The organism is Pseudomonas inefficax (assembly GCF_032164165.1).
GTDB lineage: Bacteria > Pseudomonadota > Gammaproteobacteria > Pseudomonadales > Pseudomonadaceae > Aquipseudomonas > Aquipseudomonas inefficax.
On the sequence record NZ_CP134401.1, the window covers coordinates 3,230,396 to 3,255,480 of the forward strand.

Sequence of the window (25,085 nt, forward strand, 5' to 3'; positions counted from 1 at the left end):
GTGTGAAGACGCGGCAGTTTACCCCATTGTAGGAAATACTGCCCATTCAGACGGGTGTCGCATGGGGGCTGCTTTGCAGCCCATCGCCGGCAAGCCAGCTCCCACAGGTTGTTCACAATGCTCAAGGCCTGTGGGGGCTCTGTGGGAGCTGGCTTGCCGGCGATGGGCCGCCCAGCGGCCCCAATCAAATCAGTTGCGGCGTTCGACGATGTAGCGTGCCAGCGCTCGCAGCGGCTCGGCCTTGTCGCCGAACCCACTCAGTGCGACCAGCGCCTGGTCGCGCAGTTCGACCGCATAGGCCTTGGCCGCTTCCAGGCCCAGCAGCGCCGGGTAGGTCGGTTTGTCTCGGGCGATATCAGCCCCTTGGCGTTTGCCCAGGGTCGCGGTGTCGCTTTCCACATCGAGGATGTCGTCCTGCACCTGGAATGCCAGGCCGATGGCCTGTGCATAGGTCTGCAGGGCAGCCAGTTGCGCCTGTTCGGCGCGGGCGCTGGCCAGGGCGCCGAGGCGCACGCTGGCTTCGATCAGCGCACCGGTCTTGTGCCGGTGCATGAACTCCAGCGCCTGCTGGTCCAGCTTCAGGCCAACCGAGCCCAGGTCGATGGCCTGGCCACCAACCATACCTGCCGGGCCGGCCGCCTTGGCCAAAGCCTGGACCATGGCCAGGCGAATGCTGTCAGCCTGCGGGCTCAGGCGCGGGTCGAGCAGGGCGCTGAAGGCCAGGCTCTGCAAGCCGTCGCCGGCGAGGATCGCGCAGGCCTCATCGAAGGCTTTGTGGGTGGTCGGCTGGCCGCGGCGCAGGTCGTCGTCATCCATGGCCGGCAGGTCGTCATGCACCAGCGAGTAGGCGTGGATCAGTTCCACGGCGCAGGCTGCGCCGTTGGCCTGTTCGGCCGGGGCGCCCAAGGCTTCGCAGGCCGCGTAGGCCAGCAGCGGACGAACACGTTTGCCACCGTTCATCACGCTGTAGCGCATGGCGGCGTAAAGGCGTTCGAGTTCCTTGGTCGGGGCGACGAACAACGGCTCGAGGGCGGCGTCGACCCGGGCCTGGCAGCTGGCCTGGTAGGTGCCGATCATGCTTCCGGCTCCGCGTCGAAGGGCTGGGCAGCCAGCTCGCCATCGCGTTCCAGCAGGATCTGCACCTTCTGTTCGGCCTGGGCCAGGGCGCCCTGGCAATCGCGGGTCAGGGCGATGCCTTGCTCGAAGGCGGCCAGCGACTCTTCCAGCGACAACTCGCCGTTCTCCAGGCGCTCGACCAGTGCTTGCAGGTCTGCGAGGGATTGCTCGAAATCGAGGGAGGCTTTTTTGCGGGCCATGGCGACTGTCTCGGTGGCATTCAGAACGGCGCGACACTAGCAGAGCGGGGCGGGGGGAGCAAACTTCCGGCAGCCTGAGGTTGCACTTGCCGGCCTCTTCGCGGGTAAACCCGCTCCCACAGGTACTGCACCGGTTCCGAGTCTGCGCGGTCCCTGTGGGAGCGGGTTTACCCGCGAATGGGCCGCAAAGCGGCCCCGTGCGGTGGATCAGGCTGGCTCTGCTTCCAGCTCCAGCATGGCCTCACGGTACCGCGCCAGTTCTTCGATGGTCAGCACCGGCAGATTGTACTGCCGCGCATACACCGCCACCTGCTCGCCACGGGCCATCGTGCCATCGGGGTTCATCAGCTCGCACAGCACCGCCGCCGGGCGCAACCCGGCCAGGCGTGCCAGGTCTACCGAGCCTTCGGTGTGGCCACGGCGGGTCAGCACCCCGCCATTGCGGGCGCGCAGCGGGAACACATGCCCCGGGCTGACGATATGGCGTTGGTCGGCAGTGGAGCGCAGTGCCGCGCCAACGGTGGTGATGCGGTCCTGGGCCGACACTCCGGTGGTAATGCCTTCCGCCGCCTCGATGGTGACGGTGAAGCCGGTGCCGTGGCGGGCCTGGTTGTTCTGCACCATGGGTGCCAGTTGCAGTTCGTCGACGGTGGCCTCGTCCAGGCACAGGCAGACGATGCCGCTGCAATCGCGAATCATCATGGCCATGGTCTGCAGCGAGATGTTCTCGGCGGCGGCGATGATGTCCGCTTCGTCCTCGCGGTCGTCGTCGTCGAGCAGCAGCACAGGGCGCCCGGCCTGGAAGGCGGCGATGGCGGCGCTGACATTGGGGAATTGCGGGTGGTGCATGGTGGACATGAAACGCTCCTCGTGAATGATCGATGAACGTCTCGGGGCGAACAAAATGCGCGCGCAGGGGCGCCCGTATGGCCCCTGCCTGACGCCTTCTTTCATCCGGACTATGACCGTCGGCTCTGGAGTCTCACCAGATCTGCTGACCCCCGGCATGGCCGGGGCGCTCGCGGGCTCATCTTTCGATTTACCGCCGGTGGGGACTTTCACCCCGCCCTGAAGACCGGCCAAGCATACAGCACATTGCCACCCCGCAGGCAATCCACGGCTCTACGACCTTTGGCGGTATCATGCGGTTATGCATTCGAGGAACAGCCCCATGGATATTCTCCAGGTCGCCGACGGCAAGCCGGTAAAGTTGTGGACCGACGGCGTACCGGTGGAAGACGATGCCCGCAAGCAACTGCTCAACACGGCCAGGATGCCGTTCATCTTCAAGCACCTGGCGGTGATGCCGGATGTGCACCTGGGCAAGGGCTCGACCATTGGCAGTGTGATCCCCACAGTTGGCGCGATCATCCCCGCCGCAGTGGGGGTGGATATCGGCTACGGCATGAGGATTACGCCAGGCAGAACCGCGAGCTGATGATGCTGGCGGTGGTCGGTGCGGCTCGCAAGGCGCTGGGCAAGCCGTTCGAGGCCAGCCTGGAAGCGGTGAACTGCCACCACAACTATGTGCAGCGCGAGCAGCATTTTGGCCGGGAAGTGCTGGTGACGCGCAAGGGGGCGGTGTCGGCGCAGAAAGGGCAGTTGGGGATCATTCCCGGCTCAATGGGGGCCAGGAGCTTTATCGTTCGAGGGCTGGGCAACGAGGAGTCGTTCTGTTCCTGCAGCCATGGTGCCGGTCGCCTGATGAGCCGGACCAAGGCCAAGAGCCGCTTCACCGGGGAAGATCAGCGGCGGGCCACGGCGCATGTGGAATGCCGCAAGGACAAGGAGGTGATCGACGAGATCCCCATGGCCTACAAGGACATCGATGCGGTGATGCGCGCGCAGCAGGAGCTGGTGGAGGTGGTGCACACCTTGCGGCAGGTGGTATGTGTGAAGGGCTGAAGAGGCATTGTGGGAGCGGGTTTACCCGCGAAGAGACCAGTGCAGGATTATCGAGACATCCCTTCAATCACCCGCTTCAGCGAGGCCGGTAACATCGGCCCATGCCCCAGCCCGTCAAATCGTTCGAACCGTACCTGCAACCCCGGCACCTTGGCCAGGTCTGCCGCCAGCTCTCGCGCCGCCCGTTCTCCATCGCCTTGCACCGGCATGCGGGGGTTAGCCGGCTCCTCACTCCCGCGCATCAGTAACAATCGAGGCCGGCTGCTACCCAAGCGCTGTCCAAGCCCCTGCGCCTCACGCACGATCGCACCATCATGCCACCACAGCGAAGGGCTGGCCGCCACATAGTCACTGAAAGCCCCAGGCCGGGTGAACAGCGCATGCAGCACGGCCAACCCACCGTAGGAATGTCCCCACAAAGTCTGCCGCTGCAGGTCGATCGGTGCCACACCCGCCACCAGCGGCCGCATGCGCTCGCTCAGCAGATCGAGGAACTCGTCCACGCCACCGCTCGGTTGCCCGGTCAACGGGTCCAGCTGCTCAGCCTGCCCAGGCAGCGCCGGGGTGTAGTCATAGGTACGCCCGACCCGCTCGATCCGCTGATCGGTCTGGTACCCCACGGCCACCAGCAATGGCGCCTGGCCGGCGGCAAGCTTGCCCAGCAGCAGGCTGTCCAGCGTCCCCAGCGCGGCATTGCCATCGAGCATCCACAGCACCGGGTAACCTGCCGCTGGCGCCGGGCGGTCTGGTTGGCCGACCCACAAGCGGTAATGACGCTGGCCATCGGCCGAGTCCAGGTCGAGCTGGCTGAAGCGGTAGGCCAGGTCCTGGCGCTGCAGCAGCGAGGTATCCATCTTCTGTTGATGCTCGGGCTGCGCCAGGGCAGCAGGGGCCGCAAGGGCCAGCACCAAAGCCAGCGTCAGGGTCATCTTGCTCATCAGGTGTCTCATCAGGGCTTTGCAAGGAGCGCAAGGCAGGAACGTCCAGATGATAATCAGTCCTGATTGAGCGTAAAGCGCATTAACTTTCTAAACAGTCCTGGGCCATCGGCAAAGTCATGTGCAGGCACAGGCCCGGGTGACCATTGCTGGCCCACAAGCGCCCGCCTTGCAGTTCGATGGCGCGGCGGGCGATGGCCAGGCCCAGGCCGAAGCCCGCGCCGCTGTCGGCCAGCCGCTGGTAGGGCTTGAAGATGCGTTCGAGCTCGGCGTGCGGCACCCCGGGGCCCTGGTCACTCAGGCGCAGGTGCCAGCAATCGCCCTCCAGCCAGCCATCCAGATTGACCCGGCCCTCGGCCGGCGAGTGGCGGATGGCATTGCGCATCAGGTTTTCCAAGGCTTGGGCCAGGCTGTCCAAGTGGGCTTGCACCACGCAGTCGGGGCCGAGCGAGCAGGGCAGGCGGGCGCGGTCCCAGCCGCTTTCGAAGCAGATGTCCTGGCACAAGGCTTCCCACACCGAAACCATCAACACCGGTTCGGTCGGCAAGCTGGGCTGTTCGGTGTCCATCCAGGCCAGGTCCAGCGTGTCCTCCAGCAGCTTCTGCATGTCGGCGACCTCGCGGTCCAGGCGCTCGCGCAACTGGGCTGGCGGCAAGCTGCTGTCATGGGCGATGCGCAGCCGCGCCAGCGGCGTGCGCAGTTCGTGGGACAGCGTGCGCAGCAACAGGCGTTGCTGCTCCAGGCTCTGGCGCAGGCGCCCGGCCATGTGCTCGAAGGCCTGCGCCAGTTCACCAAGCTCATCGCGCCGCTCCTGCAGGGGCAGGGCCGGGCTGTCGAGGTCATCGGCACGCAGGGCGTCGGCACGGTCGCGCAGACGGTTCAGTGGCACCACAAGGTGGCGGTACAGCGCCAGAACCAGCAGCAGGGCGAGCAGCGTGGGGGCAACGCCATGGGTGATCACATGGGTCCATGGGGTCAGGCCGGTAGGCAACAGGTGTTCGGGCAGTTGCATTACCAGGCGACCATGTTCGGGGTGCTGCGGGAACTCGATGCTGACGTAGGGCAGTTCATCCTGCAGGCGCCGGCTCATCGGCCAGTCGAGCTTGCGCATGAAGGTCAGGTGGCTGGCTTCCTCAGCGCTCAGTGGGGTGCTGCCAAGGCTCTGCAGATGCGGCCCGACCAGCGCCACCCAAGTGCCCTCGGCCTGTTCCAGTTGCCTGCGCCAGGCCTCGGCACCCGCCGCGCCGCCTTGCTCCCAGGCCTGTTCGGCTTGCTGTGCAAAGCGCGCCAGGTAGTCCTGGTCGGCTTGGGACAGGAAGTAGGTACTGCGCTCCACCGACAGGCCCCAGGTCCAGATCAGCCAGGTCAGCAACAGGCAGAAGCCGACCTGCAGTACGGCCAGCTTCCATAGCAAGGGATGACGGCGCATCAGGCTTGTTCCGTGTCGACCAGGATGTACCCTTGGCCGCGTACGGCCTGGATCTGCAGGTGCTGGGCAGCGATGTCGGCCAGCTTGCGGCGAAGGTTGCATACATGCACATCCAGGCCGCGGTCCAGGCGGGTGTAGGCCCGGTGCAGCACGGTCTGGTAGAGAAACGGTTTGCTCAAGGCTTCGCCGGGGTGGGCCCGCAGGGTGGCCAGCAAGCGGAATTCGGAGGCGGTGAGGCCGGCAGCCTTGCCTTTGTGGATAACGTCCTGGCGGTCATGGTCGAGCATCACCTCGCCGACGTCGGCACGCAGCGCCGTACCACGATCGAACGCCACACGCCGCAGCAACGCATCGACCCGGGCATCCAGCTCGGCCAGGCTGAAGGGCTTGGGCAAGTAATCGTCCGCGCCCCGGGTAAAGCCACTGATGCGATCCTGCTCGGCCCCCAGCGCCGACATCAGCATGACCGGCACCGCCTGCTGCCGGCGCAACTCGTCGAGCAGGCTGAGGCCATCGATGCCCGGCAGCATGATATCCAGCAGCACCAGCTCGAACTGTGATTGCTGTATGGCATTCAGGGCCTGGGCGCCGGTGGCGCATGCGTGCACCCGGAAACCCCGGTTGAGGAAATGACGTTCCAGGTCCTGACGCAGGCGTGCGTCGTCTTCGGCGAGGAGGAGTGAGGTGGGCACGGCGAGCCTTGAATGAGAATTCGTATCAATTACGAATCATCCCATTGCCGGCAGGGCGAGGGCAACGCCTTGATGTGTTAAGAAGGTTAATCCTGCTGCACCCCCGATTTCCCTTCGGTATCGTTCGCAAAAAGCAACTTGTTTCGTTTGCGAATTACTACCATTTGGGGAAAGGGTGTCATGAGCAGTTTCAAAAGTTTGGGGGACTCGCGAAGGGTTCGGGGCTGGCTGGTGCTGGGGGTGCTGGCGCCGTTTTCGTTGTCGGCACTTGCCGAAACGGTAGCGACCCAGGCGTCTGTCGAGGACAACGCGCTTGACTTGCCAGCATTGACCATCGAAGGCAACCGCCTGTACGACATGCTGCCGTCGGAAGACACCGGCGGCTACAGCGTGGACGCCGCCACCGTGGGTACCAAGACCCCCGCAGCGCTCAAGGACATTCCGCAATCGATCACCGTCTACACCCAGGACTACGTCAAGGACCGCCGGTTCGTGCACCTCGATGACCTGGCCAAGTACACCGCCGGCCTGCGAACCCTGACCAACGACAGTGGCCGTTCGTCGATCTACGCCCGTGGCTACGAGTACAGTGAGTTCAATATCGACGGCCTGCCGGCGCCCATGGCCAGCATCTTCGGTACAGTACCATCGCTGGCGGCATTCGACCGTGTCGAGATCATGCGTGGCCCGGCCGGGTTGTTCAGCAGTACCAGCGAACTGGGCGGCATCGTCAACATGGTGCGCAAGCGCCCGACCGCCGAGTTCCAGGGGCACGTCGAAGGCAGCTATGGCACCTGGGACACCAACCACGAAGAAATCGACCTGAGCGGGCCGCTGGATGATGCCGGCCGCGTGCGCGGGCGCTTCATCGCCTCGCGGGACGACACCAATGGCGAGGTCGACTACAACGCCAACACCAGCAACAGCTACTACGGTGCGCTGGACGTCGACCTGGACGACGCCACCACCCTGTCGTTCGGCCTGATTCATGAAGTGAAGAACATCACCCCGCACAATGGCTACCCGGCAACGCTGTCCGGCGAAGTGCCCGACTTCAGCCATTCGAAGTTCCTGGGGGCTGACTGGAATTACTTCGACGGCAAGACCACCGACCTGGTCGCTGAGCTGACCCACCGCTTCGACAACGGCGGCTATGGCCGTGTCGCAGCACGTGGTTCGCATCGCGACACCAATTACCTGTACGCCTTCACCGCGACCAACGCCACCACTGGCGCGAACTCCGAGCGCGCCAGCGCCCGCGATTTCACCCAGGACACCTACTCGCTGGACGCCAGCTACAGCCAGCCGTTCGAAACCTTCGGCCAGGTCAGCGAATTCGTGGTCGGCAGCGACTACAAGAACTACGACACCGAGTACCTCAACGGCACAACCAACCTTGGCGCCATCAACGTCAATACATACTCGCCGAAGCAGTTCGCCAAGCCATCGCCCAATTACAGCACCGAGACTGGTATGCAGGAAGAGGAATACGGCCTGTACTCCAAGGTCACCTTCCGCCCGGTCGAGCGTCTGGCGCTTATCGCCGGGGGCCGCTTCAGCTGGTATCGCGGTGATTTCTACACCACTACTCTCAGCAGCGGCGCCACCACCAACGACAGCAAGCGCGTGGATGGCCACTTCACCCCGTATGGCGGCCTGGTCTACGACCTGACCGAGAACCATGCGCTGTACGCCAGCTATTCGCAGGTGTTCAAGCCGCAGTCCGACACCGACAGCAATGGCCGGGTACTCAAGCCGCGTGAGGGCGAGCAGTACGAGTTTGGCCTCAAGAGCAGCTACTTCGGTGGCGACCTGAATACCCGCTTCTCGGTGTTCCGCCTGACCGACAAGAACCGCGCGACCACCGTGTATGACGCCGACGGTGTGGCTACCACTGACTCTGTTGCATCCGGCAAGACCCGTGTGAAAGGCGCCGAAGTGGAAGTGAGCGGCAAGCTGGCGCCGAACTGGGAAGTGCTGGCCGGCTACACCTGGATGGAAACCGAAACCCTCAAGGGCGATGCCGAAACCACCTTCTTCATCATGCCGCGCAACCAGGCATCGCTGTGGAGCAAGTACACCATCAGCCAAGGGCCGCTGAACGGCCTGGCGATTGGTGGCGGTATCTCGGCGAGGAGCAACTTCTATTCCGAGAACGGCGGTGTGCGCATCGACGCGCCAGGCTATGCGACCGTGGATGCAATGCTGTCGTATCCGGTTACCTCGAAGCTGACGGCCACCTTCAACGTCAACAACCTGTTCGACCGGGACTACCTGTCGCGGGTGGGGTCGACCTCGACGTTCAACTTCTACGGGCCGTCGCGGAGCATGATGGTTGGGGCGCGGTATGACTTCTGATAATCAGATTTTTCCCGTTGCGCGTAGGCCATTTCTGAAATAGCTTCCTAGCGCCCTTGAGCCATTGCGGTGTTGTTCCTGGCGGCCTAGTGTGGCCCTGTCGTTGCCAAATCAGCGACCGGGCCTGCAAGCCCGCTCAGAGAACGATTACCGATCACCGATAGCCAATGGCATGCCATTGCGCGCGCTTTATGGTGGCTGCGTACGGGAGGTTTTCGAACCTGCCGGTTTCGTTCTCTGTCCGGTCTTGCAGACCCGTACGTGGCCGCCACCCATCACACTGCAAGTCATGAGTGCCGGTCTCTGATTAACCTACAGAGAATGTCACTATGCTAAAAATTGTCCCCGATCCGCCCCACGCTACCCATTCCCTTGAAGACACCCTGATCCAGGCCACGGACTACGCGCTGTGCGCTGCGACCGTTGTGCATCAGGCCATGCTGCTGCAGCCCAAATCGCCGGCGTCGGTTTTGATGATGACGTCGATGCATGAACTGGAGACGTTGCGGGCTTTGCTGGAGTCGGCACTGATTCAGGTGCAGATGCCCACTGGGCCTCGGACTTTGCACTGAGGCTTGAGTGATGTGTTGTCTGGGCTGGCCTCTTCGCGGGTAAACCCGCTCCCACAGGATCTCCACAAGCCATGAGGTAGATGCAGTACCTGTGGGAGCGGGTTCACCCGCGAAAGGGCCCGTCCAGGCAGTCGAGAATTTTCAGGGGATTCAAAAATGACCACAGAAGACACCCAATTCACCGTCGGCAAAACCACCTTCTACCAAGGCGAAAACGGCACCCACCCACTGTTCCGCATCGAACCCGGTATCCCGTGCAAGGACGCCCGCGAGCAGTCCTCGGAACTGATGGGCTATGTCCGCGAACTGACCATCACCGGCCTTATGGACGAGAAACCGATGATGATCTGGGCTGCCCACTACCTGAGTGCAATGGCCAAGGCGCTGATGGATGATGCTGAGCTGGGCATGAAGCAGTGAGTGCTTGCCTTCAGTTCGCATGAGGGCCGCAAGGTGTTCGCCTTAGCAATTTCAGCGCCTATGAGACCGAGCGCCGCCCGCGCGGCGCTTCGCGGGACAAGCCCGCTCCCACATTTGTTGCAACGTGGCCATGCCTGGGAGGCCATGGTTGTCAGCCTTGGCGCAAGATTCAAGATCGGTGGGGCGGCAGCAGCGCCAACGGGGAGATATCGCCAGTCCAACAAAGCGGGCAACCATGGCCTGACAGGTTTGGTACGTTGCAACAAATGTGGGAGCGGGCTTGCCCCGCGAAGCGCCGCGCGGGCGGCGCTCGGTCTCATAGGCGCTGCAAACCTGTCGGCATACGTATCCTGCCTTCAGTTTTTATGCATGTGCTGCTTGCCATCGCGATGAGTATGCGCCTTTGAATGCCCCTCATCATGCTGGCCTGCGCCCGAGGCCCGCTCACCCTGGTGACCAGGCATGTTGTCGCCATGCTGGCCTTCATGGTCATGCATTTCACTTTCGCCACCACCATGCTGGTGGCCGCCACTGGCCGCGACCATCGTTTGGTACTGCTGGGCGTTCAACTGGGGTAGCTGATCCAGGAAAGCGACGATGCCCCAGATGTACTCATCGCCCATGCTCTTGCCCCAGGCCGGCATGCCAGAGGCCTTGATGCCGTGCTTGATGATCCAGAACGCCGCAGCGGGGTCGTCACCGATCCCGCTTTTGGTCAGGTTGGGGGGCGATGGATACAGCGCCTGGCTGAGCTCGGTCTTCTCGACGCCTGGGGCAAGGTGGCAACCGATGCACATGGCGTTGTAGTTACCGGCGCCGGTACGAATTAGCGCTTCATCCTTCAGGTCTGGTACCTCGATGTCCCTGGCCCGCACGGCGATCGAGCGGTCCCGTGCCATGGCCAGAAAGGCATGCACGGCGGGGAAATGGGGATCATCGGCGCCGACGTTGACCAAGCCGGAGTATGCAGCGCCAAGCACGGCCACGCTGGCCACTGCGCCTGCTGCAACAAGCGTTGTTATTGTTCTTTTCATGTCTGGTTCTCAAAACCACATGCGGATACCGGCAACGAAACGCGCTTCATCCACATCACCACCCTCGTCGCGGATGAAATCGGCGGTTTTGCCGTAGGAGCGGTTCCAGGTGATGCCGATGTAGGGGGCGAACTGGCGGACAATTTCGTAGCGCAGGCGCAGCCCGACTTCGGTATTGGCAAGGCCCGAGCCCACACCGCGCTCCGGGTCGTTCTTGCCATAGAAATTGGCTTCAGCGGTCGGCTGCAGGATCAGGCGGTTGGTCAGCAGAATGTCGTAGTCGCCTTCCAGGCGGGCGGCAGTCTGGCCGTTTTCGCCAATGAACGCGGTAGCCTCGGCTTCGAAGTCGTAAAGCGCCATGCCCTGGATACCGAACGCCGCCCAGGTCTGTGGGGATTCAGGCTTGAGGTCCTGGCGCACCCCGGCAACCACATCCCACCACGGGCTGATCGAGCGGCCGTACAGCAACTGCAATTCGGCATCCTCGGTGACACCGTTGGTACGTTCGCCTTCGGAGCGGATCCACAGCCGGTTGATATCGCCGCCTATCCAGCCAGAGGCATCCCAGGCCAGCGTGCTGCCTTCATCGGCATCCTGGTACTCGAGCTGATCCAGCAGAAAGAAGCTGTTGATCGCGCTGTCATGCACATGATGCCCGCCCAGCGGGGGGAAGGCCGCCTGGCGGTCGGCATCGGTCAGCACCGGGATCGGGGTACGGCTGGTCGTCGGCGTATCCGCCGAGCCGTGGTTCATTGTCGAGTGATCCATAGCGCCATGGTCCATAGCTCCATGATCCATAGCTCCATGATCCATGGCGCCATGTTCCATGCCCTGCATGCTGCCATGATTCATCTTGCCGTGGTCCATCATCGAATGGTCCATTTCTTCAGCAGCGAAGCTGGGCGTGGCACCCAGCGCGCTGAGCGACACGGTCAATGCCAGCAGCGATGGTCGTGCCAGGCTATTGAGCATCTTTCCCTGCCTTAGCTTTGTCGCGGCCATGCGATTCCATCATCTTGTCGTGGTCCATGCCTTGCATCGAGCCATGGTCCATACCCTTCATGGCGCCATGGTCCATACCTTTCATCGAGCCGTGATCCATCCCTTTCATGGCGCCGTGATCCATGCCCTTCATCGCACCATGGTCCATGCCTTGGGTGCTCTTGGCTTTTGCGGCATCGGCAGGCTGCTGATTGTTGTCGCCGGACCACGACGACGGGGCATAAACGGTGAACAGGCCCGCCATTACTGCAGAAAGGAAAAACGCGCTTCGTTTCATTGGTTTGTTCATCTCGGATCTCCAGTTCATTCGTCCACACGAACTTCGCGGAACATGCCCATTTCCATGTGGAACAGCAGGTGACAGTGATAGGCCCAACGCCCCAAGGCGTCTGCCGTGACGCGATAGCTTCGTTTCGAGCCAGGCGGCATGTCGATTGTGTGTTTGCGCACCATGAAGTTGCCGTTCTCATCCTCCAGGTCGCTCCACATGCCATGTAGGTGGATGGGGTGAGTCATCATGGTGTCGTTGACCAGGGTGATGCGCAGGCGCTCGCCATACTTGAGGCGCAGAGGCTCGGCATCGGAAAACTTGATGCCGTCAAACGACCAGGCGAACTTTTCCATGTGACCGGTGAGGTGCAGTTCGATTGTGCGACCTGGCGCGCGGCCGTCCGGGTCCGGGAAGGTGCTGCGCAGGTCTGCATAGGTCAGTACACGGCGGCCGTTGTCGCGCAGGCCGATGCCCGGATCGCCCAGTTTTGGCGTCGGGGTCATCGTCTGCATGTCGACCAGGGGGTTGTCCGTCTCGGAGGCTGGGTGGCTCTGCATGGGCGCGCTGGTGCCAGCCATGTCGCCATGGTCCATGCCGGCCATGTCACCGTGATCCATGCCAGCCATGCTGCCGTGGTCCATGCCGCTCATGCCGCCATGGTCCATGCCCATATCGCTCATGGAAATGGTCGGCCGTGGGTCAACAGCTGGAACAGGGGCTTGCAAGCCTTCGCGAACGGCCAGGGTGCCCCTGGAATACCCGGTACGGTCCATGGATTGAGCGAAGATGGTGTAAGCCTGCTCGCTTTCGGGCTCGACGATGACATCGTAGGTTTCGGCGACGGCGATGCGGAACTCGTCGACCGCAACGGGTTTGACATGCTGCCCGTCCGCTGCGACAACGGTCATCTTCAGGCCGGGAATTCGCACATCGAAATACGTCATTGCCGAGCCGTTGATGAAGCGCAGACGAATTTTCTCGCCCGGCTTGAACACCCCCGTCCAGTTACCGTCCGGGGCCTGGCCGTTCATCAGGTAGGTGTAGGTGTAGCCGCTCACATCGGCGAGATCGGTGGGGCTCATTTTCATCTCGGCCCACATCTTGCGGTCGGCTACCGCGGCGGACCAGCCCATCTCGCTCACATCGTTGACGAAATCACCCACCGTGCGCTTGTGGTAGTTGTAGTAGTCGGACTGCTTCTTGAGCTTGGACAGCACCCGTGCAGGGTCTTCATCCGTCCAGTCGCTGAGCATGACCACGTAATCGCGGTCATAGGTGAACGGCTCAGGCTCTTTCGCATCGATGACCAGAGCACCATACACCCCGACCTGCTCCTGGAAACCGGAGTGGCTGTGGTACCAGTAGGTGCCATTCTGCTGGACCTTGAACTTGTACTCGTACATGCCGTCGGGCGCGATGCCATGGAAGCTCAGGCCCGGCACGCCGTCCATGTTCGCCGGCAGGATGATGCCGTGCCAGTGGATGGAGGTGTCCTGCTGCAAGCGGTTGCGCACACGCAGCGTGACGGTGTCGCCTTCGCGCCAGCGCAGGATGGGCCCGGGAATGGAGCCATTGATTGCCATTGCTGTGCGCGCAGCGCCGGTAATGTTGACCGGCAGCTCACCGATGTAGAGGTCGAAGTCGGTGCCGCTCAGCACGTTCGGTTGGCCGGGGCTGGTCACGGCCCAGACCGGTGCGCGCCACATGCCCAGCCCGCCAAGCAGTCCGGTAGCGGCCAGGCCTTTGACGAAGGAGCGTCTGGTGGTTTTGCTTTGCATGCCGTTGCGTCCAGTCAGTCGAAAAGTTGCTGTTGTTCGGGCGGTTGAATGCCAGCTCGGGGGGCGAGAAGCCCCACCATCTTCCTTAACGCTAGCGGGTCTGCGCTGTCAGCTGGCTGAGGTTCAGATTACTTTTCTGTCAGCTTGCGGTGGGTCGAGTTCAGCAAGCACGCCGCGCACCCTGTGGGAGCGGGTTCACCCGCGAAGAATGCGATGCGGTGTATGGCACCGGCTTTGCCGGTGTTCGCGGCGGTTCGACGCTTCGATAAACCCGCTCCCACAGTGCCCTGCGAAATCTTTGGGTTATGTATTCTGTGGGAGCGGGCGTGCCCGCGAAGGGCTGCAAAGCAGCCCCATCAAGGGGCTATTTGGCCTGGCCGCTACTCGATGCGCAGCGCCGCCACCGGATGCAAGCGGGCCGCCCGCACGGCCGGGGCCAGGCCGGCGAGAATGCCGAGCACCGCCGCCAGCAGGAGTGCCAGCAGCAGAAACAGCGGTTGCAGCGCCAGGGGCAGGCTCGGCATGGCCAGGTGCAGTAGCCCCAGCAGCAGGCCCATTAACAGCAGGCCGAGCAAGCCACCAGCCAGGGACAGCAGCGTCGCTTCAGCCAGAAACAACCCAAGTACCTGCCGCGGGCTGGCGCCAATCGCCCGCAACAGGCCGATTTCTGCCGTGCGCTCGCCCACAGTGGTTGTCATGATGGTGAGAATGCCGACGGCGCCGACCAGCAGCGAAATGCCCCCCAAGGCACCAATGGCCAGGCTCAGGGTGCCGAGAACGCGGTTGAAGCTGCGCAGCATGTCGTCCTGGGTGGTCAGGCTGAAGTCCTCAACGCCGTGTCGTTCGCCGAGCACTTCGCGAATCTGCCGGCTCAACGCCCGTGAAGTGGTACCTGCGCCAAACACCACATGGGCTTTGACCACACCGGTGCGGTTGAACAGGCTTTGCGCCCAGTCAACCGGGATGTAGGCGACATCGTCGAGGTTGAAGCCGAGCAACTGGCCTTTCTCCGCCATCACGCCGATCACCCGGAAACGCACGCCGCCGACACGGATCAGCTCACCCAGCGGGTTGCGCGCCCCGAACAGCTCGGTACGCAGCTGATGGCCGAGCACCACATAGGGCGGCGAACGGCCGTCACGCGCCGGGGGCAGGAACTCGCCCAGGCTCAGTTGCATGCGCCAGGCCTGCGCCATCTGATGGCCGCCACCGAGAATGTCGCTGCGCCGGCTCAGTTGACCGAACTGGATATTCCCGCTGCCCTGAATGATCGGCACCGCCGCCTCGACATGCGGCAAGCGCCGCAGGGCGTCGGTGTCACTGATGGTCAGTGGCCGCACGCTGCCAAGCAGGCCGCCGAGGCCGCTGGTCTGGGTCTTGCCCGGGCGCACGGTGATGATCCGCGTGCCAAACTGCGAGAAGTTCTCCAGCACATAGCCGCGCACGCCTTCGCCTATGGCCGTGAGCAGCGCCACGGCGGCTATGCCGATCGCTACCCCGAGCAGGGTCAGCAGGCTGCGCAGCGGGCGGCAGGTCAGCGCCGAGCTGGTCAGCCGCAAACCATCTTGCCAGCGCATCAGTGCGCCCCCGGTGGGCGTAGCGCTGCCACCGGCTCCAGTGCCGAGGCCCGAGCGGCCGGCAGCCAGGCGAACAGCAGCGCCGTGCCGAGTGCCAGCAGCACGGCACCCGCCCGCGCCCACCAGGGGGCATAGAGCGGCAGATCGAACGCCAGGCGCCCCAGCCAGAGCAAGGTTTCGGCCAGCAGCAGCCCTGCCAGCGCCCCTGTCAGGGCCAGCAGCGCTGCCTCGCCAAGGAACAGCAGGCGCAGTTGCGCCGCCGTCACGCCTATGGCTTTGAGCAGGCCGATCTCGGCGCTGCGCTGGCTCACTGCAATCCAGGTCACGTTCATGATCAGGATGCCAGCCACCAGCAGGCTGATCGCGGCGATGCCGGCTACCGCCAGGGTCAGCACCGCGAGTATCTGGTCGAAGGCGCTGAGCAGGCTGTCCTGGCTGACCAGGGTAATGTCCTCCTCACCCTCGTGGCGCTCCTTGAGCGCGGCGAGTATCAGCCGCTTGCTACGGTCGAGAAAGCTCGGACCATGCACTTCGACAAACACCCGCGACAACCCCTCGCTATTGAACAAGGCCTGGGCACTGGCCACCGGGATGATCACCATTTCGGCGAAATCCATCCCCAGCGATTCGCCCCGCTCACCGAGAATGCCAACCACCCGGAAGCGCCGGTCACCGGCGCGCAACCATTCACCCAAGGCCGGGCGAGCCCCGAACAGTTCGCGTCGGAGTTTGCCGCCGATCACACAGACGGCTTCGGCCTGCCCCGGGTCCAGCGTCGGCAGGGGTTGGCCCTGGACGACCGTCAATTGACGAATGGCGAAGAAGTCCCGGGTGGTGCCCAGAGCCAGTACCTCACGGTTGCGGTTGCCGACTATCACCTCCAGCTGCCCGGCCTGCTGCGGCGCGACCCGGCGTATGCCCGGCAACCGGGTGATGGCCTGGACATCCTGCAAGGTCAACTCGTGCGGCGTCAGCCCGGTGAGCGGCGGCATTCGCCCCGTGGTTTCCTTGCGCCCCGGGAAAACAATGAGTATGTCGCGCCCGAGCAGCGAGAACTCGTTCAGGACGAAGGCCCGTGCCCCCGCGCCGAGACCGGTGAGAAGGTTGACCGCGACCACCCCGATAGCGATGGCCAGCAGTAGCATCAGGCTGCGCGAGCGATGCCCACGCAAGGCGCCGAGCCAGAAGCCCAGGGCATCGGCAGCGCGCATCAGGCCAGCGCCCGCTGCGGCGCAATACTGTGGATGCGCCCGTCACGCATGTGTAGCTGGCGCTGTGCGCGGGCGCCCAGGCTGGCGTCGTGGGTCACCACTATAAGGGTCAGGCCCTCGCCATTGAGCTCTTCCAGCAGGCTGAAAACCTCTGCGCCGGCCTGGCTATCGAGATTGCCGGTGGGCTCGTCGGCCAACAGCAGCGCCGGTTGCATGGCCATCGCCCGGGCGATCGCGACGCGCTGGCGCTGGCCACCGGACAGCTCGGCCGGGCGATGGGCAATGCGCTCGCCCAGCCCCAGGCGTGCCACCAACTGGCTGCTGCGCTTGCGCCGTTGTGCCGCACCGATGCCGGCGAGAACCATCGGCAGCTCGATGTTTTCCAGCACCGTCAGCCGTGCGATCAGGTGGTAGGACTGGAACACGAAACCTATCAGCCGGCTGCGCAACTGGGCGCGGCGCGCCTCGCTCAGCGCCGCAGTGGCCTCGCCTTGCAGCCAGTATTCGCCGGCGCTCGGCGCGTCGAGCAGGCCGAGGATGTTGAGCAAGGTCGACTTGCCCGAGCCCGACGGGCCCATCACCGCCATGTAGTCGCCAGCGGCGATGTCCAGGTCCAGGCCGTCCAGGCCCATCACCTGCTGTTCGCCCAGCTGGAAGCTGCGGCTACCGCCGCGCAGGCGGATCATTTCTCGGTCTCCGCAGCATCCACCGGGATCACCGCCACGGTATCCTTGAGCCCTTCCTGTTCGTGGCTGGCGACTATACGTGCGTCCTCGTCCAGCCCTGCTAGTACCTCGGTCCAGCGCCAGTTGCTCAGCCCGGTTTGCACCTGCACCTCGCGCAACACCCGGGCGCTCGGGTCATAACGCAGCACACGCTGCCCCTCCAGCAGGGTCTCGGTGGGGATGCGCAGGGCCCCTGCGTGCTGCTCCAGAAGGATCTCGACATCGGCGCTATAGCCGGTCAGCAGGGCCAGGTCTGCTGGCGGCTTGTCGAAGCGCACCTCGACATCGACGGTGCGCGCCTGCTTCTCCAGTTCGCGCACATAGGGCGCGATGCGGCTGACGCGCCCGGTGAAATGCTGGCCACGGAAGGCATCCAGGCTGATCCGTACGGCTGTGCCGGGGTGAACGCGGGCAGCGTCCACCTCATCGATCGGTGCCTCTACATACAGGCAGCTGTCGTCGATCAGGTCGACTGCCGGCGGCGTGGGAATACCCGGCGGTGAAGGGGTGACGAACTCGCCGAGCTCGCCGTTGATTTCTGCGACGATGCCGGCGAATGGCGCACGCAGGGTCGTCTGTTCCAGCAGCGAACGCTGCAACTGCAGGCTGGCGTCGGCCTCGCGGATCAGCACGGCACTGGCACTGCACATCAGCTTCGCCAGGTTGGCCTTGGTTGCGGCCTGGTCGAGGCGATCGGCGGCAATCAACTTGCGGTCGGCCAACTGGCCCAGGCGATCAAGGTCGCGCCGGTCCAGAAGAGCTTGCTGGCAGCGCTGTTCGCGGGTGTTGCGCTGGGCCTCCAGCCGCGCTTCGGCCTCCTGTAGCCTGGCTTGTTGCTCGTCCTGCCGCAGGCGCATGAGCACCTGATCCGGCTGGACCCGTTGGCCCTCGCTGACCAGCAACTCGGCAACCTGACCTCCGACATTGAAGGACAGGTGCGAGCGTCGACAGGACTTCAGCGTACCCGCGCGCGTGTTGGCTACCACCGTCTCCACCGGCCCTCGCTCGACCTCCAGTAGTCTGACCGGCAACGGCTGCGGTCGACTCAACCAGCCGCCCAACACCACGAGACAAGCCAGGATCGACGAGCCAATCAATAATTTGCGCATGGACTACACCTCCTCCCATATGGCTTGAGCCTAGATCCAGGAGGGTGAAAGCACCATGCGAAACGTCATTTATCCGACGATTTACGGATGATCGTTAGTCTAGCGTCATATAAATGGCGAATGAGATTTTTTTCGCTCACGCAGCGGCGATTTCAGGCCATGGGAAGACTGCAGAAAGTTTCAGGGGATGAGAATGGCGGGCATTAAAAAGCCGGCTTGTGGCCGGCTTCTCGGGGACGCTTCCGACTAATTTATGGTAAGCCGCAATCGCCTTAACTGTGTGGCCATCAAGGGCCTGAAAGAGATGGCAGATGCCCGTGTGGGATATCGCCGAGCCCTCTGGAACGCGGCTTGCGCCGGCCGGGGCTGAATGTGCGGCGTAGCATACAAGGGCGCGCGCAGGATGCCCAGCAAAAAATGGCACAGGTTGTTTCAGCCAGGCCGTTGCTGGCGGAAATGTGACCAGTGGAACACCCAGCCCAGGATTTCCAGCCCCTGTGTCTGGCGCTGGGCGGCGGTGTAACGTTCGACCGCGTAGTTGCGCCGATCATGGCTGTGCAGGTACAGCGTGTCGTGCTGGCCGAGGCTGAGGTTGTTCACCCTCAGCACACCGTTGTGCAACAGGGCATAGGTTTCGCCCTCGACCACCTGGGTCATGCCCAGGTCGACGGCGAGGATGGCCTGGAGCGGAATCAGCGGGGTCATGTTGCTGGCGGGCATGGCCAGGCATATGGCGTTACAGGCCTGCACACCCAACCCTTTCAGGGATTTTGCGGGCAGGCACAGGTGTTTGCCGACCACGGGCGACAGCAGGCCGTTGTGCATTTCGTAAAACGGCACCTTGCGTGCCCGGCCGCCTTGCGCCGACAGCGGCGTGTGTGGGTTGGCGGGCGGCGGCCCTGGCGGGCTGTTGCGCAGGATCGGGCTGTGGTGTTTGGGGCCTTCGCCGGTGCGCAACCAGCGGCGATGCACGCAGAACAAGTCGGCCATTTCGTCCAGCCGGGCCAGGGGTACGCCGCGCTTGAACCAGTTGTTGACGTGCTGGGGAGTAACGCGGCGCTGGGCGGCGAAATCGGAAGGGGTCAGGCCACATTCGTGGAGGAGGGCTTTGAGTCGGTCGCCAGATGTGTTCATGGCGGCGAGTGTAGCGGCGGTGTGCCAGCAAGGATATGAACCGGATGTTGACGGGCGTTGTGTGAAAAGCGCCTGTTTGTAGGGCGTTGGAGTAGGATTGCGTAGGATTTTTTACTCTCCCAAGCAAGTGCACGGTTCCTGTGTGAGATCACCCAGCCCTTTGGGCTGCGCTGTCGCACAGAGAACTGAATTCGCAAGCGGTCTGCGTACCTGTGGGAGCGGCTTCAGCCGCGAAGAACCCAACGCGGTGCATGGCACCGGCTTCGCCGGTGTTCGCGGCTAAAGCCGCTCCCACAGTGTCCCTGCTAATTCAATGAGTTATGTGTAGTTCTATGAGAGCGGGCGCCCCCACAATCCGTCTTTACAACGGGTGGCGAAGCCAACCATCCATCAGGCATAAAAAAACCCCGCCAAGGCGGGGTTCTTCATGCAACCGGTATCAGCCCTTGTAGGCGGCAACCGATTTGGTGATCGCGGCACGGGCGGCATCAGCGCCTTCCCAGCCTTCGATCTTGACCCACTTGCCCTTCTCGAGATCTTTGTAGTTGGCAAAGAAGTGTTCGATCTGCTGGATCAGCAGGGCTGGCAGGTCGGTGTATTCCTTCACGTCGACGTACAGCTGCGACAGCTTGTCGTGAGGAACAGCGATGACCTTGGCGTCGCCGCCGCCGTCGTCGGTCATGTTCAGTACGCCGACCGGACGGGCGCGGATAACCGAACCTGGGGCTACCGGGTAAGGGGTAACGACCAGCACGTCCAGCGGATCACCGTCATCGGCCAGGGTGTTCGGGATGAAGCCGTAGTTGGCTGGGTAGAACATCGGGGTAGCCATGAAACGGTCGACGAACAGGGTATCGCTGTCCTTGTCGATCTCGTATTTGATCGGCGCGTGGTTGGCCGGGATCTCGATGGCGACGTAGATGTCGTTCGGCAGGTCTTTGCCCGCCGGAATCTTGCTGTAGCTCATTGGGCAGTGCCCCCGTGTTTGACCAAAAAAGTGGCGGCGATTATAGGCACATTCTGCATGGGCATGCCACGCCTGGCCTGATGTGCGGCCCCGTCAGGCGTGGCTTTCGCGGTATTGCGGGTGTTCGGCCTGCAGCCGGCACAGGCGCGCCAGCGGGTCCTGGCGGTAGAACAGCGACAACTGGCGGTAGACCTGTGGATAAGCCTGTTGCAGCAGGTCGGGAGCACTAAAGAAGTACTCGCTGGTTACGGCAAAGAACTCCGCGGGGTTCTCCGCAGCATACGGGTCGATGGCGGTTTCGGCGTCGGGGTTGGCGTCCAGCTGGCGGTTGAGGTCGTCATAGGCCTGTTGCATGGCGGTTGCCCATTCATCCACAGGCATGCCGCTGTGCAGCGGCGGCAGGCCGTTGGCGTCGCCATTGAGCATGTCGAGCTTGTGCGCCAGTTCATGGATGACCAGGTTGTAGGCTTCCCAGCCGCCACTGGCCAGCACGCCGTTCCAGGCAAGGATGATCGGGCCCTGCTGCCAGGCCTCGCCGCTGTGCTCGCCGTCCCATACGTGCTCCACGCCACTGGCATCGCGGTGGCGCTGGGGGCTCTTGAAGTCGTCGGGGTAGAGGATGATTTCGTGGAAACCCTGGTACCAGTTCAGCTCGCCCAGGTGCAGCAGCGGCAACTGCGCCTGGGCGGCCAGCACCAGGCGCTGCTCGTCGTCCGGGTCGACGCCGGGCAGGCAGGTGAGGTGCTTGTCGAGCAGGAACAGGATGCAGGCTTCACGCAGCCAGCGGTCCTCTTCGTCGGTGATGCCGTCCAGCATCGGCAGGCGCTCGCGCACGGCCTGCCATTGCTGGGGGGCGATGGGGTAGCGCGCCAGGGTGCGCTTGCGCCGCCAGGCGCTGAACGACCACATCGGCAGGTTTCAGTGCGCCTTGGCCGTGCGGCCCAGGCGGCCACGCAGCAGGCCGAGGATCATCGGCACCAGCGACAGGATGATGATCCCCACCACCATCAGCGACAGGTGCTGCTTGATGAACGGCACGTTGCCGAAGAAGTAGCCCAGGGTCACCAGGCCGCCGACCCACAGCAGCGAACCGGCGACGCTGAAGCCGAGGAAGCGCGGGTAGTGCATGTGGGCGATGCCGGCGACGAAGGGTGCAAAGGTGCGCAGGATGGGCAGGAAGCGCGCCATGGTCACGGTCTTGCCGCCGTGGCGTTCATAGAAGTCGTGGGTACGTTGCAGGTAATCGCGACGGAAGATCTTCGAGTTGGGGTTGTTGAACAACCGCTCGCCGGCCGTGCGGCCGATCACGTAGTTGGTGCTGTCGCCGAGGATTGCGGCGGCCATCAGCAGGCCGGCCAGCAGCAACGGGTCCATGCCGCCACCGGCGGCTACGGCGCCGGCAATGAACAGCAGCGAATCGCCGGGCAGGAAGGGCATGACCACCAGCCCGGTTTCACAGAAGATCACGGTGAAGAGGATGGCGTAGATCCAAGGACCGTAGTTGGTGACCAGCAGATCGAGGTAGGCATCGAGATGCAGGATAAGGTCCAGCGGGTTGAAATCCATGTACAGCACCTGTGTTCTTGGGCGTAGGCTCGGTTACCTGGCGATGGGTAAATTTTCACACATGACAGGTGGGCCATTATACGGCTAAGTCAGGAACATGCCCGGGGAGTTTGTAGCGGGGGGTTACGGGAGGGGTATTCCTGTGCCGGCCTCTTCGCGGGTGAACCCGCTCCCACAGGTACAGCACCGATTTCAGATGCGTTGCTATCACTGTGGGAGCGGGTTTACCCGCGAAGAGGTCGGAACGGTCAATCCTGGCTGATCGGCAGGATGTAGCTCTTGAACTCGTTATCCTCACGAAACCCGATGGATTCGTAAGTCTTGTGCGCTACTTCATTGTCCGCGCTGGTCGACACCCGCATGCGCACGGCGTTGGTTTCCTTGGCCATTTTCTTCGCCTCGCGCATCAGGTGGTCGGCCACCAGCATGCGCCGCGAATCCTCGGCCACATAGATATCGTTGAGAATCCATACCCGCTTCAGCGACAGCGACGAGTAACTCGGGTACAGCTGGCAGAAGCCCAGCAGTTTGCCGTCATCATCATCGGGTAGCGCCAGGTAGATCACCGACTCATCCCGCTTCAGGCGCTTTTCCAGGAAGCTGCGCGAGCTGTCGGGGTAGGGTAGCTGCCCATAGAACTCACGGTATTTGACGAACATCGGCGTGAGCAGGTCGAGGTGTTCCAGGGTTGCCTTGATGATGCGCATGTGCGGCCCTCAGAGTCCATTAGGGGGAAACAGCGGATTGCCTGCAGCTTTCAAGGGCATGCTGCCCAATGCGCGATGCGAGTGCAATCCGCCTTCCGTGACATGTTTTTTACCCTTTGCCGAGCAGGAAGTTACCTTTCTGGCCGGTGCTGTGTTCACTCTCCAGGCTATGGACCTCGGCTTCGTCCTTCAGATTCACCCCGGATAGCTGGCGCCGGCAGGCTTCGCGCATCAAGTACAGCAAGCGGTGCGCCGCCATGCCATAGCTCAGCCCCTCCAGGCGGATATTGGAAATGCAGTTGCGATAGGCATCGGTCAGGCCGACCTTCGGTGCATAGGTGAAATACAGGCCAAGGCTGTCGGGCGAACTGAGCCCCGGGCGTTCGCCGATCAGCATCACTGTCATCCGTGCGCCCAGCAGTTCACCGACCTCGTCAGCCACTGCCACGCGGCCCTGCTGCACCAGCACCACCGGGGCGCTGGTCCAGCCGTCGGCGGCGGCCTGTTCCTCGAAGCGCGCCAGGAAGGGCAGGGTGTGACGGTGCACGGCCAGTGCCGAGAGGCCGTCAGCGACGACGATGGCCAGGTCGACTCCGCCGGGGTTGGCTTGGGCGTGCTGGCGCAGCGCAGCAACCGAATCTTCGTTCAGCCGTCGCCCCAGGTCCGGGCGTTGCAGGTACTGGTTGCGGTCGCTGGCGGCGCTGTGCAACACCAGGCTTTCGCGCCCGCGGTCACTCAGCTGGGTAGCCAGGCCAGCATGGTCGAAGGCCAGGTGCACGGCGTCGCGAGCCTGGGCATGGGCGAACTGGAAGTCCAGTTGCGCCCCGGTCGGAAGGCTGGTGCCGGTGCGGCCCAGGGCGATGCGTGCCGGGGTCAGGTTGCGCAGGGCCAGCCAAGGGTTGTCGGGGGTAGGCGTGCGGTGGTCCATGGTCATCCCTATGCAAGCTGTGCCAAGGCCTGGCGGAAGGCCGGCGGCAGGTTGTCACCAAAGCGCACCCGGCCATCGGCCTGGGTGAAGATGCCGGTGCGGGCCAGCCATGCCTCGAATTCCGGCCCGGGCTTCAGGCCCAGGGTCTGACGTGCGTACAGCGCGTCGTGGAAGGAGGTGGTCTGGTAGTTGAGCATGATGTCGTCGGAGCCGGGGATGCCCATGATGAAGTTGATCCCGGCCACGCCCAGCAGGGTCAGCAGGGTGTCCATGTCGTCCTGGTCGGCTTCGGCGTGGTTGGTGTAGCAGATGTCGCAACCCATCGGCACGCCCAGCAGCTTGCCGCAGAAGTGGTCTTCGAGGCCGGCGCGGATGATCTGCTTGCCGTTGTACAGGTACTCCGGGCCGATGAAACCTACCACCGTGTTGACCAGGAACGGCTTGAAGTGGCGGGCCACGGCATAGGCGCGGGTTTCACAGGTCTGCTGGTCGACGCCGTGGTGGGCGTTGGCCGACAGGGCGCTGCCCTGGCCGGTTTCGAAGTACATCAGGTTTTGCCCGAGGCTGCCGCGTTGCAGCGACAGGCCCGCTTCGTAGCCTTCCTGCAGCACGTTCAGGTTGATGCCGAACCCGGCGTTGGCCGCTTCGGTGCCGGCGATGGACTGGAACACCAGGTCCAGTGGCACGCCACGGTTGATCGCCTCGATCGAGGTGGTGACATGGGTCAGCACGCAGGCCTGGGTGGGGATGTCGTAGCGCTGGATGATGGCGTCGAGCATTTCCAGCAAGGCGCAGATCGAAGCGATGCTGTCGGTGGCCGGGTTGATGCCGATCATGGCATCGCCGTTGCCGTACAGCAGGCCGTCGAGAATGCTGGCGGCGATGCCGGCCGGCTCGTCGGTCGGGTGGTTGGGCTGCAGCCGGGTCGACAGGCGCCCGCGCAGGCCCATGGTGCCGCGGAACCGGGTGACCACGCGAATCTTTTGTGCCACCAGCACCAGGTCCTGCACGCGCATGATCTTCGACACCGCTGCGGCCATTTCCGGCGTCAGCCCGGGCGCCAGGCTGCGCAGGCTGGCCTCGTCGGCCTCTTCGCTCAGCAGCCAGTCGCGCAGGCCACCTACGGTCAGGTGGCTGACCGGGGCGAAGGCCTGGGCATCGTGAGTGTCGAGGATCAGGCGGGTGACTTCATCCTCTTCGTAAGGAATCAGCGCTTCGTTGAGAAAATGGGACAGCGGGATATTGGCCAGGGCCATCTGCGCGGCGACGCGTTCGCCGTCGTTGCTGGCCGCCACGCCCGCCAGGTAGTCCCCCGAGCGGGCGGGGCTGGCCTTGGCCATCACTTCCTTGAGGCTGTCGAAGCGGTAGACCAGATGGCCGACCGTGTGTACGAAACTTGCCATACAGACTCTCCAGAGCCGCGGGTTGCCCCGCGGCGGGTGGCGG

General features: G+C 63.6%; 24 protein-coding genes, 1 pseudogene and 1 riboswitch. Of the genes and pseudogenes, 4 read left to right on the plus strand and 21 right to left on the minus strand.

Annotated elements, in window-relative coordinates:
* Positions 1-189: 189 nt before the first annotated feature.
* The 3 genes from ispA to ribB all read right to left on the minus strand — a co-directional run bounded on the left by ispA (position 190) and on the right by ribB (position 2,174).
* Complete coding sequence (gene ispA, locus RIN61_RS14505; protein ID WP_112254100.1) at positions 190-1,077, minus strand: (2E,6E)-farnesyl diphosphate synthase; 888 nt, start codon at positions 1,075-1,077, stop codon at positions 190-192.
* Positions 1,074-1,316, minus strand: coding sequence for an exodeoxyribonuclease VII small subunit (locus tag RIN61_RS14510; protein ID WP_003255380.1), 243 nt, complete (start codon positions 1,314-1,316; stop codon positions 1,074-1,076). The genes ispA and RIN61_RS14510 overlap by 4 nt, the downstream gene beginning before the upstream one ends.
* 207 nt (positions 1,317-1,523) lie before the next feature.
* Positions 1,524-2,174, minus strand: coding sequence for a 3,4-dihydroxy-2-butanone-4-phosphate synthase (gene ribB, locus RIN61_RS14515; protein ID WP_112254101.1), 651 nt, complete (start codon positions 2,172-2,174; stop codon positions 1,524-1,526).
* Between the two features lie 80 nt (positions 2,175-2,254).
* Positions 2,255-2,396: riboswitch (FMN riboswitch) on the minus strand.
* Positions 2,397-2,487: 91 nt separating this feature from the next.
* Between ribB and RIN61_RS14520 the strand changes: the two are divergent.
* Positions 2,488-3,221, plus strand: a pseudogene (locus tag RIN61_RS14520) (RtcB family protein).
* A gap of 47 nt (positions 3,222-3,268) precedes the next feature.
* Here the strand turns inward: RIN61_RS14520 and RIN61_RS14525 are convergent.
* The 3 genes from RIN61_RS14525 to RIN61_RS14535 form a co-directional block, all read right to left on the minus strand.
* Entirely contained in the window at positions 3,269-4,159 is an 891-nt protein-coding gene (locus tag RIN61_RS14525) for an alpha/beta hydrolase (protein ID WP_112254102.1), read from the minus strand.
* Positions 4,160-4,241: 82 nt separating this feature from the next.
* Positions 4,242-5,588, minus strand: coding sequence for a HAMP domain-containing sensor histidine kinase (locus RIN61_RS14530; protein ID WP_207879683.1), 1,347 nt, complete (start codon positions 5,586-5,588; stop codon positions 4,242-4,244).
* Positions 5,588-6,280 (minus strand): response regulator transcription factor, encoded by a 693-nt coding sequence (locus RIN61_RS14535; RefSeq protein ID WP_313852526.1) that lies wholly within the window; start codon positions 6,278-6,280, stop codon positions 5,588-5,590. The genes RIN61_RS14530 and RIN61_RS14535 overlap by 1 nt, the downstream gene beginning before the upstream one ends.
* 180 nt (positions 6,281-6,460) lie before the next feature.
* Here RIN61_RS14535 and RIN61_RS14540 point away from each other — a divergent pair, with 180 nt between their 5' ends.
* The 3 genes from RIN61_RS14540 to RIN61_RS14550 all read left to right on the plus strand — a co-directional run bounded on the left by RIN61_RS14540 (position 6,461) and on the right by RIN61_RS14550 (position 9,630).
* On the plus strand, positions 6,461-8,638 hold the full coding sequence (locus RIN61_RS14540) for a TonB-dependent siderophore receptor (protein ID WP_313852528.1): 2,178 nt from the start codon (positions 6,461-6,463) through the stop codon (positions 8,636-8,638).
* A 329-nt stretch (positions 8,639-8,967) separates the two neighbouring features.
* Positions 8,968-9,210 (plus strand): hypothetical protein, encoded by a 243-nt coding sequence (locus tag RIN61_RS14545; RefSeq protein ID WP_112254106.1) that lies wholly within the window; start codon positions 8,968-8,970, stop codon positions 9,208-9,210.
* A 156-nt stretch (positions 9,211-9,366) separates the two neighbouring features.
* Complete coding sequence (locus RIN61_RS14550; protein ID WP_207879678.1) at positions 9,367-9,630, plus strand: DUF3077 domain-containing protein; 264 nt, start codon at positions 9,367-9,369, stop codon at positions 9,628-9,630.
* A gap of 356 nt (positions 9,631-9,986) precedes the next feature.
* Here the strand turns inward: RIN61_RS14550 and RIN61_RS14555 are convergent, their stop codons facing one another.
* From RIN61_RS14555 to RIN61_RS14625, 15 genes are all read right to left on the minus strand, one after another.
* A complete protein-coding gene (locus RIN61_RS14555; RefSeq protein WP_112254108.1) occupies positions 9,987-10,664 on the minus strand; it encodes a c-type cytochrome in 678 nt (225 codons plus the stop codon).
* A gap of 9 nt (positions 10,665-10,673) precedes the next feature.
* Positions 10,674-11,636, minus strand: coding sequence for a copper resistance protein B (locus tag RIN61_RS14560; protein WP_207878824.1), 963 nt, complete (start codon positions 11,634-11,636; stop codon positions 10,674-10,676).
* Positions 11,626-11,955: a hypothetical protein gene (locus RIN61_RS14565; RefSeq protein WP_112254167.1), complete on the minus strand. Its 330-nt coding sequence runs from the start codon at positions 11,953-11,955 to the stop codon at positions 11,626-11,628. The genes RIN61_RS14560 and RIN61_RS14565 overlap by 11 nt, the downstream gene beginning before the upstream one ends.
* A 14-nt stretch (positions 11,956-11,969) precedes the next feature.
* A complete protein-coding gene (locus RIN61_RS14570; RefSeq protein WP_112254110.1) occupies positions 11,970-13,715 on the minus strand; it encodes a copper resistance system multicopper oxidase in 1,746 nt (581 codons plus the stop codon).
* A gap of 380 nt (positions 13,716-14,095) precedes the next feature.
* Positions 14,096-15,292: an ABC transporter permease gene (locus RIN61_RS14575; RefSeq protein WP_112254111.1), complete on the minus strand. Its 1,197-nt coding sequence runs from the start codon at positions 15,290-15,292 to the stop codon at positions 14,096-14,098.
* A complete protein-coding gene (locus tag RIN61_RS14580) occupies positions 15,292-16,503 on the minus strand; it encodes an ABC transporter permease (RefSeq protein WP_112254112.1) in 1,212 nt (403 codons plus the stop codon). The genes RIN61_RS14575 and RIN61_RS14580 overlap by 1 nt, the downstream gene beginning before the upstream one ends.
* Entirely contained in the window at positions 16,503-17,189 is a 687-nt protein-coding gene (locus tag RIN61_RS14585; protein ID WP_112254113.1) for an ABC transporter ATP-binding protein, read from the minus strand. Before RIN61_RS14585 ends, RIN61_RS14580 begins: the two co-directional genes overlap by 1 nt.
* The gene (locus RIN61_RS14590) at positions 17,186-18,337 is read right to left on the minus strand and encodes an efflux RND transporter periplasmic adaptor subunit (protein ID WP_313852537.1); all 1,152 of its coding nucleotides are present in this window, start codon (positions 18,335-18,337) and stop codon (positions 17,186-17,188) included. The genes RIN61_RS14585 and RIN61_RS14590 overlap by 4 nt, the downstream gene beginning before the upstream one ends.
* A gap of 432 nt (positions 18,338-18,769) precedes the next feature.
* Entirely contained in the window at positions 18,770-19,471 is a 702-nt protein-coding gene (locus tag RIN61_RS14595; protein ID WP_112254115.1) for an XRE family transcriptional regulator, read from the minus strand.
* Between the two features lie 439 nt (positions 19,472-19,910).
* Entirely contained in the window at positions 19,911-20,438 is a 528-nt protein-coding gene (ppa, locus tag RIN61_RS14600) for an inorganic diphosphatase (protein ID WP_003255365.1), read from the minus strand.
* A 93-nt stretch (positions 20,439-20,531) separates the two neighbouring features.
* Positions 20,532-21,347: a M90 family metallopeptidase gene (locus tag RIN61_RS14605; protein ID WP_112254116.1), complete on the minus strand. Its 816-nt coding sequence runs from the start codon at positions 21,345-21,347 to the stop codon at positions 20,532-20,534.
* A 9-nt stretch (positions 21,348-21,356) separates the two neighbouring features.
* Positions 21,357-22,004 (minus strand): DedA family protein, encoded by a 648-nt coding sequence (locus RIN61_RS14610; RefSeq protein WP_025337547.1) that lies wholly within the window; start codon positions 22,002-22,004, stop codon positions 21,357-21,359.
* 248 nt (positions 22,005-22,252) lie between these two features.
* The gene (locus RIN61_RS14615; protein WP_003257044.1) at positions 22,253-22,711 is read right to left on the minus strand and encodes a GNAT family N-acetyltransferase; all 459 of its coding nucleotides are present in this window, start codon (positions 22,709-22,711) and stop codon (positions 22,253-22,255) included.
* Positions 22,712-22,820: 109 nt separating this feature from the next.
* Positions 22,821-23,639 (minus strand): ethanolamine ammonia-lyase subunit EutC, encoded by an 819-nt coding sequence (eutC, locus tag RIN61_RS14620; protein WP_025337548.1) that lies wholly within the window; start codon positions 23,637-23,639, stop codon positions 22,821-22,823.
* An 8-nt stretch (positions 23,640-23,647) separates the two neighbouring features.
* Positions 23,648-25,042, minus strand: coding sequence for an ethanolamine ammonia-lyase subunit EutB (locus RIN61_RS14625; RefSeq protein WP_112254117.1), 1,395 nt, complete (start codon positions 25,040-25,042; stop codon positions 23,648-23,650).
* Positions 25,043-25,085 lie beyond the last annotated feature (43 nt).

Excerpts from the sequence above, each read along its gene's own strand:
- ispA (WP_112254100.1), bottom strand. The coding sequence starts at position 1,077 with ATGATCGGCACCTACCAGGCCAGCTGCCAGGCCCGGGTCGACGCCGCC.
- RIN61_RS14555 (WP_112254108.1), bottom strand. The coding sequence starts at position 10,664 with ATGAAAAGAACAATAACAACGCTTGTTGCAGCAGGCGCAGTGGCCAGC.
- RIN61_RS14540 (WP_313852528.1), top strand. The coding sequence starts at position 6,461 with ATGAGCAGTTTCAAAAGTTTGGGGGACTCGCGAAGGGTTCGGGGCTGG.
- RIN61_RS14575 (WP_112254111.1), bottom strand. The coding sequence starts at position 15,292 with ATGCGCTGGCAAGATGGTTTGCGGCTGACCAGCTCGGCGCTGACCTGC.
- ribB (WP_112254101.1), bottom strand. The coding sequence starts at position 2,174 with ATGTCCACCATGCACCACCCGCAATTCCCCAATGTCAGCGCCGCCATC.
- RIN61_RS14615 (WP_003257044.1), bottom strand. The coding sequence starts at position 22,711 with ATGCGCATCATCAAGGCAACCCTGGAACACCTCGACCTGCTCACGCCG.
- RIN61_RS14565 (WP_112254167.1), bottom strand. The coding sequence starts at position 11,955 with ATGAACAAACCAATGAAACGAAGCGCGTTTTTCCTTTCTGCAGTAATG.
- RIN61_RS14570 (WP_112254110.1), bottom strand. The coding sequence starts at position 13,715 with ATGCAAAGCAAAACCACCAGACGCTCCTTCGTCAAAGGCCTGGCCGCT.
- RIN61_RS14550 (WP_207879678.1), top strand. The coding sequence starts at position 9,367 with ATGACCACAGAAGACACCCAATTCACCGTCGGCAAAACCACCTTCTAC.
- RIN61_RS14585 (WP_112254113.1), bottom strand. The coding sequence starts at position 17,189 with ATGATCCGCCTGCGCGGCGGTAGCCGCAGCTTCCAGCTGGGCGAACAG.
- RIN61_RS14625 (WP_112254117.1), bottom strand. The coding sequence starts at position 25,042 with ATGGCAAGTTTCGTACACACGGTCGGCCATCTGGTCTACCGCTTCGAC.
- RIN61_RS14530 (WP_207879683.1), bottom strand. The coding sequence starts at position 5,588 with ATGCGCCGTCATCCCTTGCTATGGAAGCTGGCCGTACTGCAGGTCGGC.
- RIN61_RS14545 (WP_112254106.1), top strand. The coding sequence starts at position 8,968 with ATGCTAAAAATTGTCCCCGATCCGCCCCACGCTACCCATTCCCTTGAA.
- RIN61_RS14525 (WP_112254102.1), bottom strand. The coding sequence starts at position 4,159 with ATGAGCAAGATGACCCTGACGCTGGCTTTGGTGCTGGCCCTTGCGGCC.
- RIN61_RS14605 (WP_112254116.1), bottom strand. The coding sequence starts at position 21,347 with ATGTGGTCGTTCAGCGCCTGGCGGCGCAAGCGCACCCTGGCGCGCTAC.
- ppa (WP_003255365.1), bottom strand. The coding sequence starts at position 20,438 with ATGAGCTACAGCAAGATTCCGGCGGGCAAAGACCTGCCGAACGACATC.
- RIN61_RS14590 (WP_313852537.1), bottom strand. The coding sequence starts at position 18,337 with ATGCGCAAATTATTGATTGGCTCGTCGATCCTGGCTTGTCTCGTGGTG.
- RIN61_RS14580 (WP_112254112.1), bottom strand. The coding sequence starts at position 16,503 with ATGCGCGCTGCCGATGCCCTGGGCTTCTGGCTCGGCGCCTTGCGTGGG.
- RIN61_RS14595 (WP_112254115.1), bottom strand. The coding sequence starts at position 19,471 with ATGAACACATCTGGCGACCGACTCAAAGCCCTCCTCCACGAATGTGGC.
- eutC (WP_025337548.1), bottom strand. The coding sequence starts at position 23,639 with ATGGACCACCGCACGCCTACCCCCGACAACCCTTGGCTGGCCCTGCGC.
- RIN61_RS14610 (WP_025337547.1), bottom strand. The coding sequence starts at position 22,004 with ATGGATTTCAACCCGCTGGACCTTATCCTGCATCTCGATGCCTACCTC.
- RIN61_RS14510 (WP_003255380.1), bottom strand. The coding sequence starts at position 1,316 with ATGGCCCGCAAAAAAGCCTCCCTCGATTTCGAGCAATCCCTCGCAGAC.
- RIN61_RS14560 (WP_207878824.1), bottom strand. The coding sequence starts at position 11,636 with ATGCTCAATAGCCTGGCACGACCATCGCTGCTGGCATTGACCGTGTCG.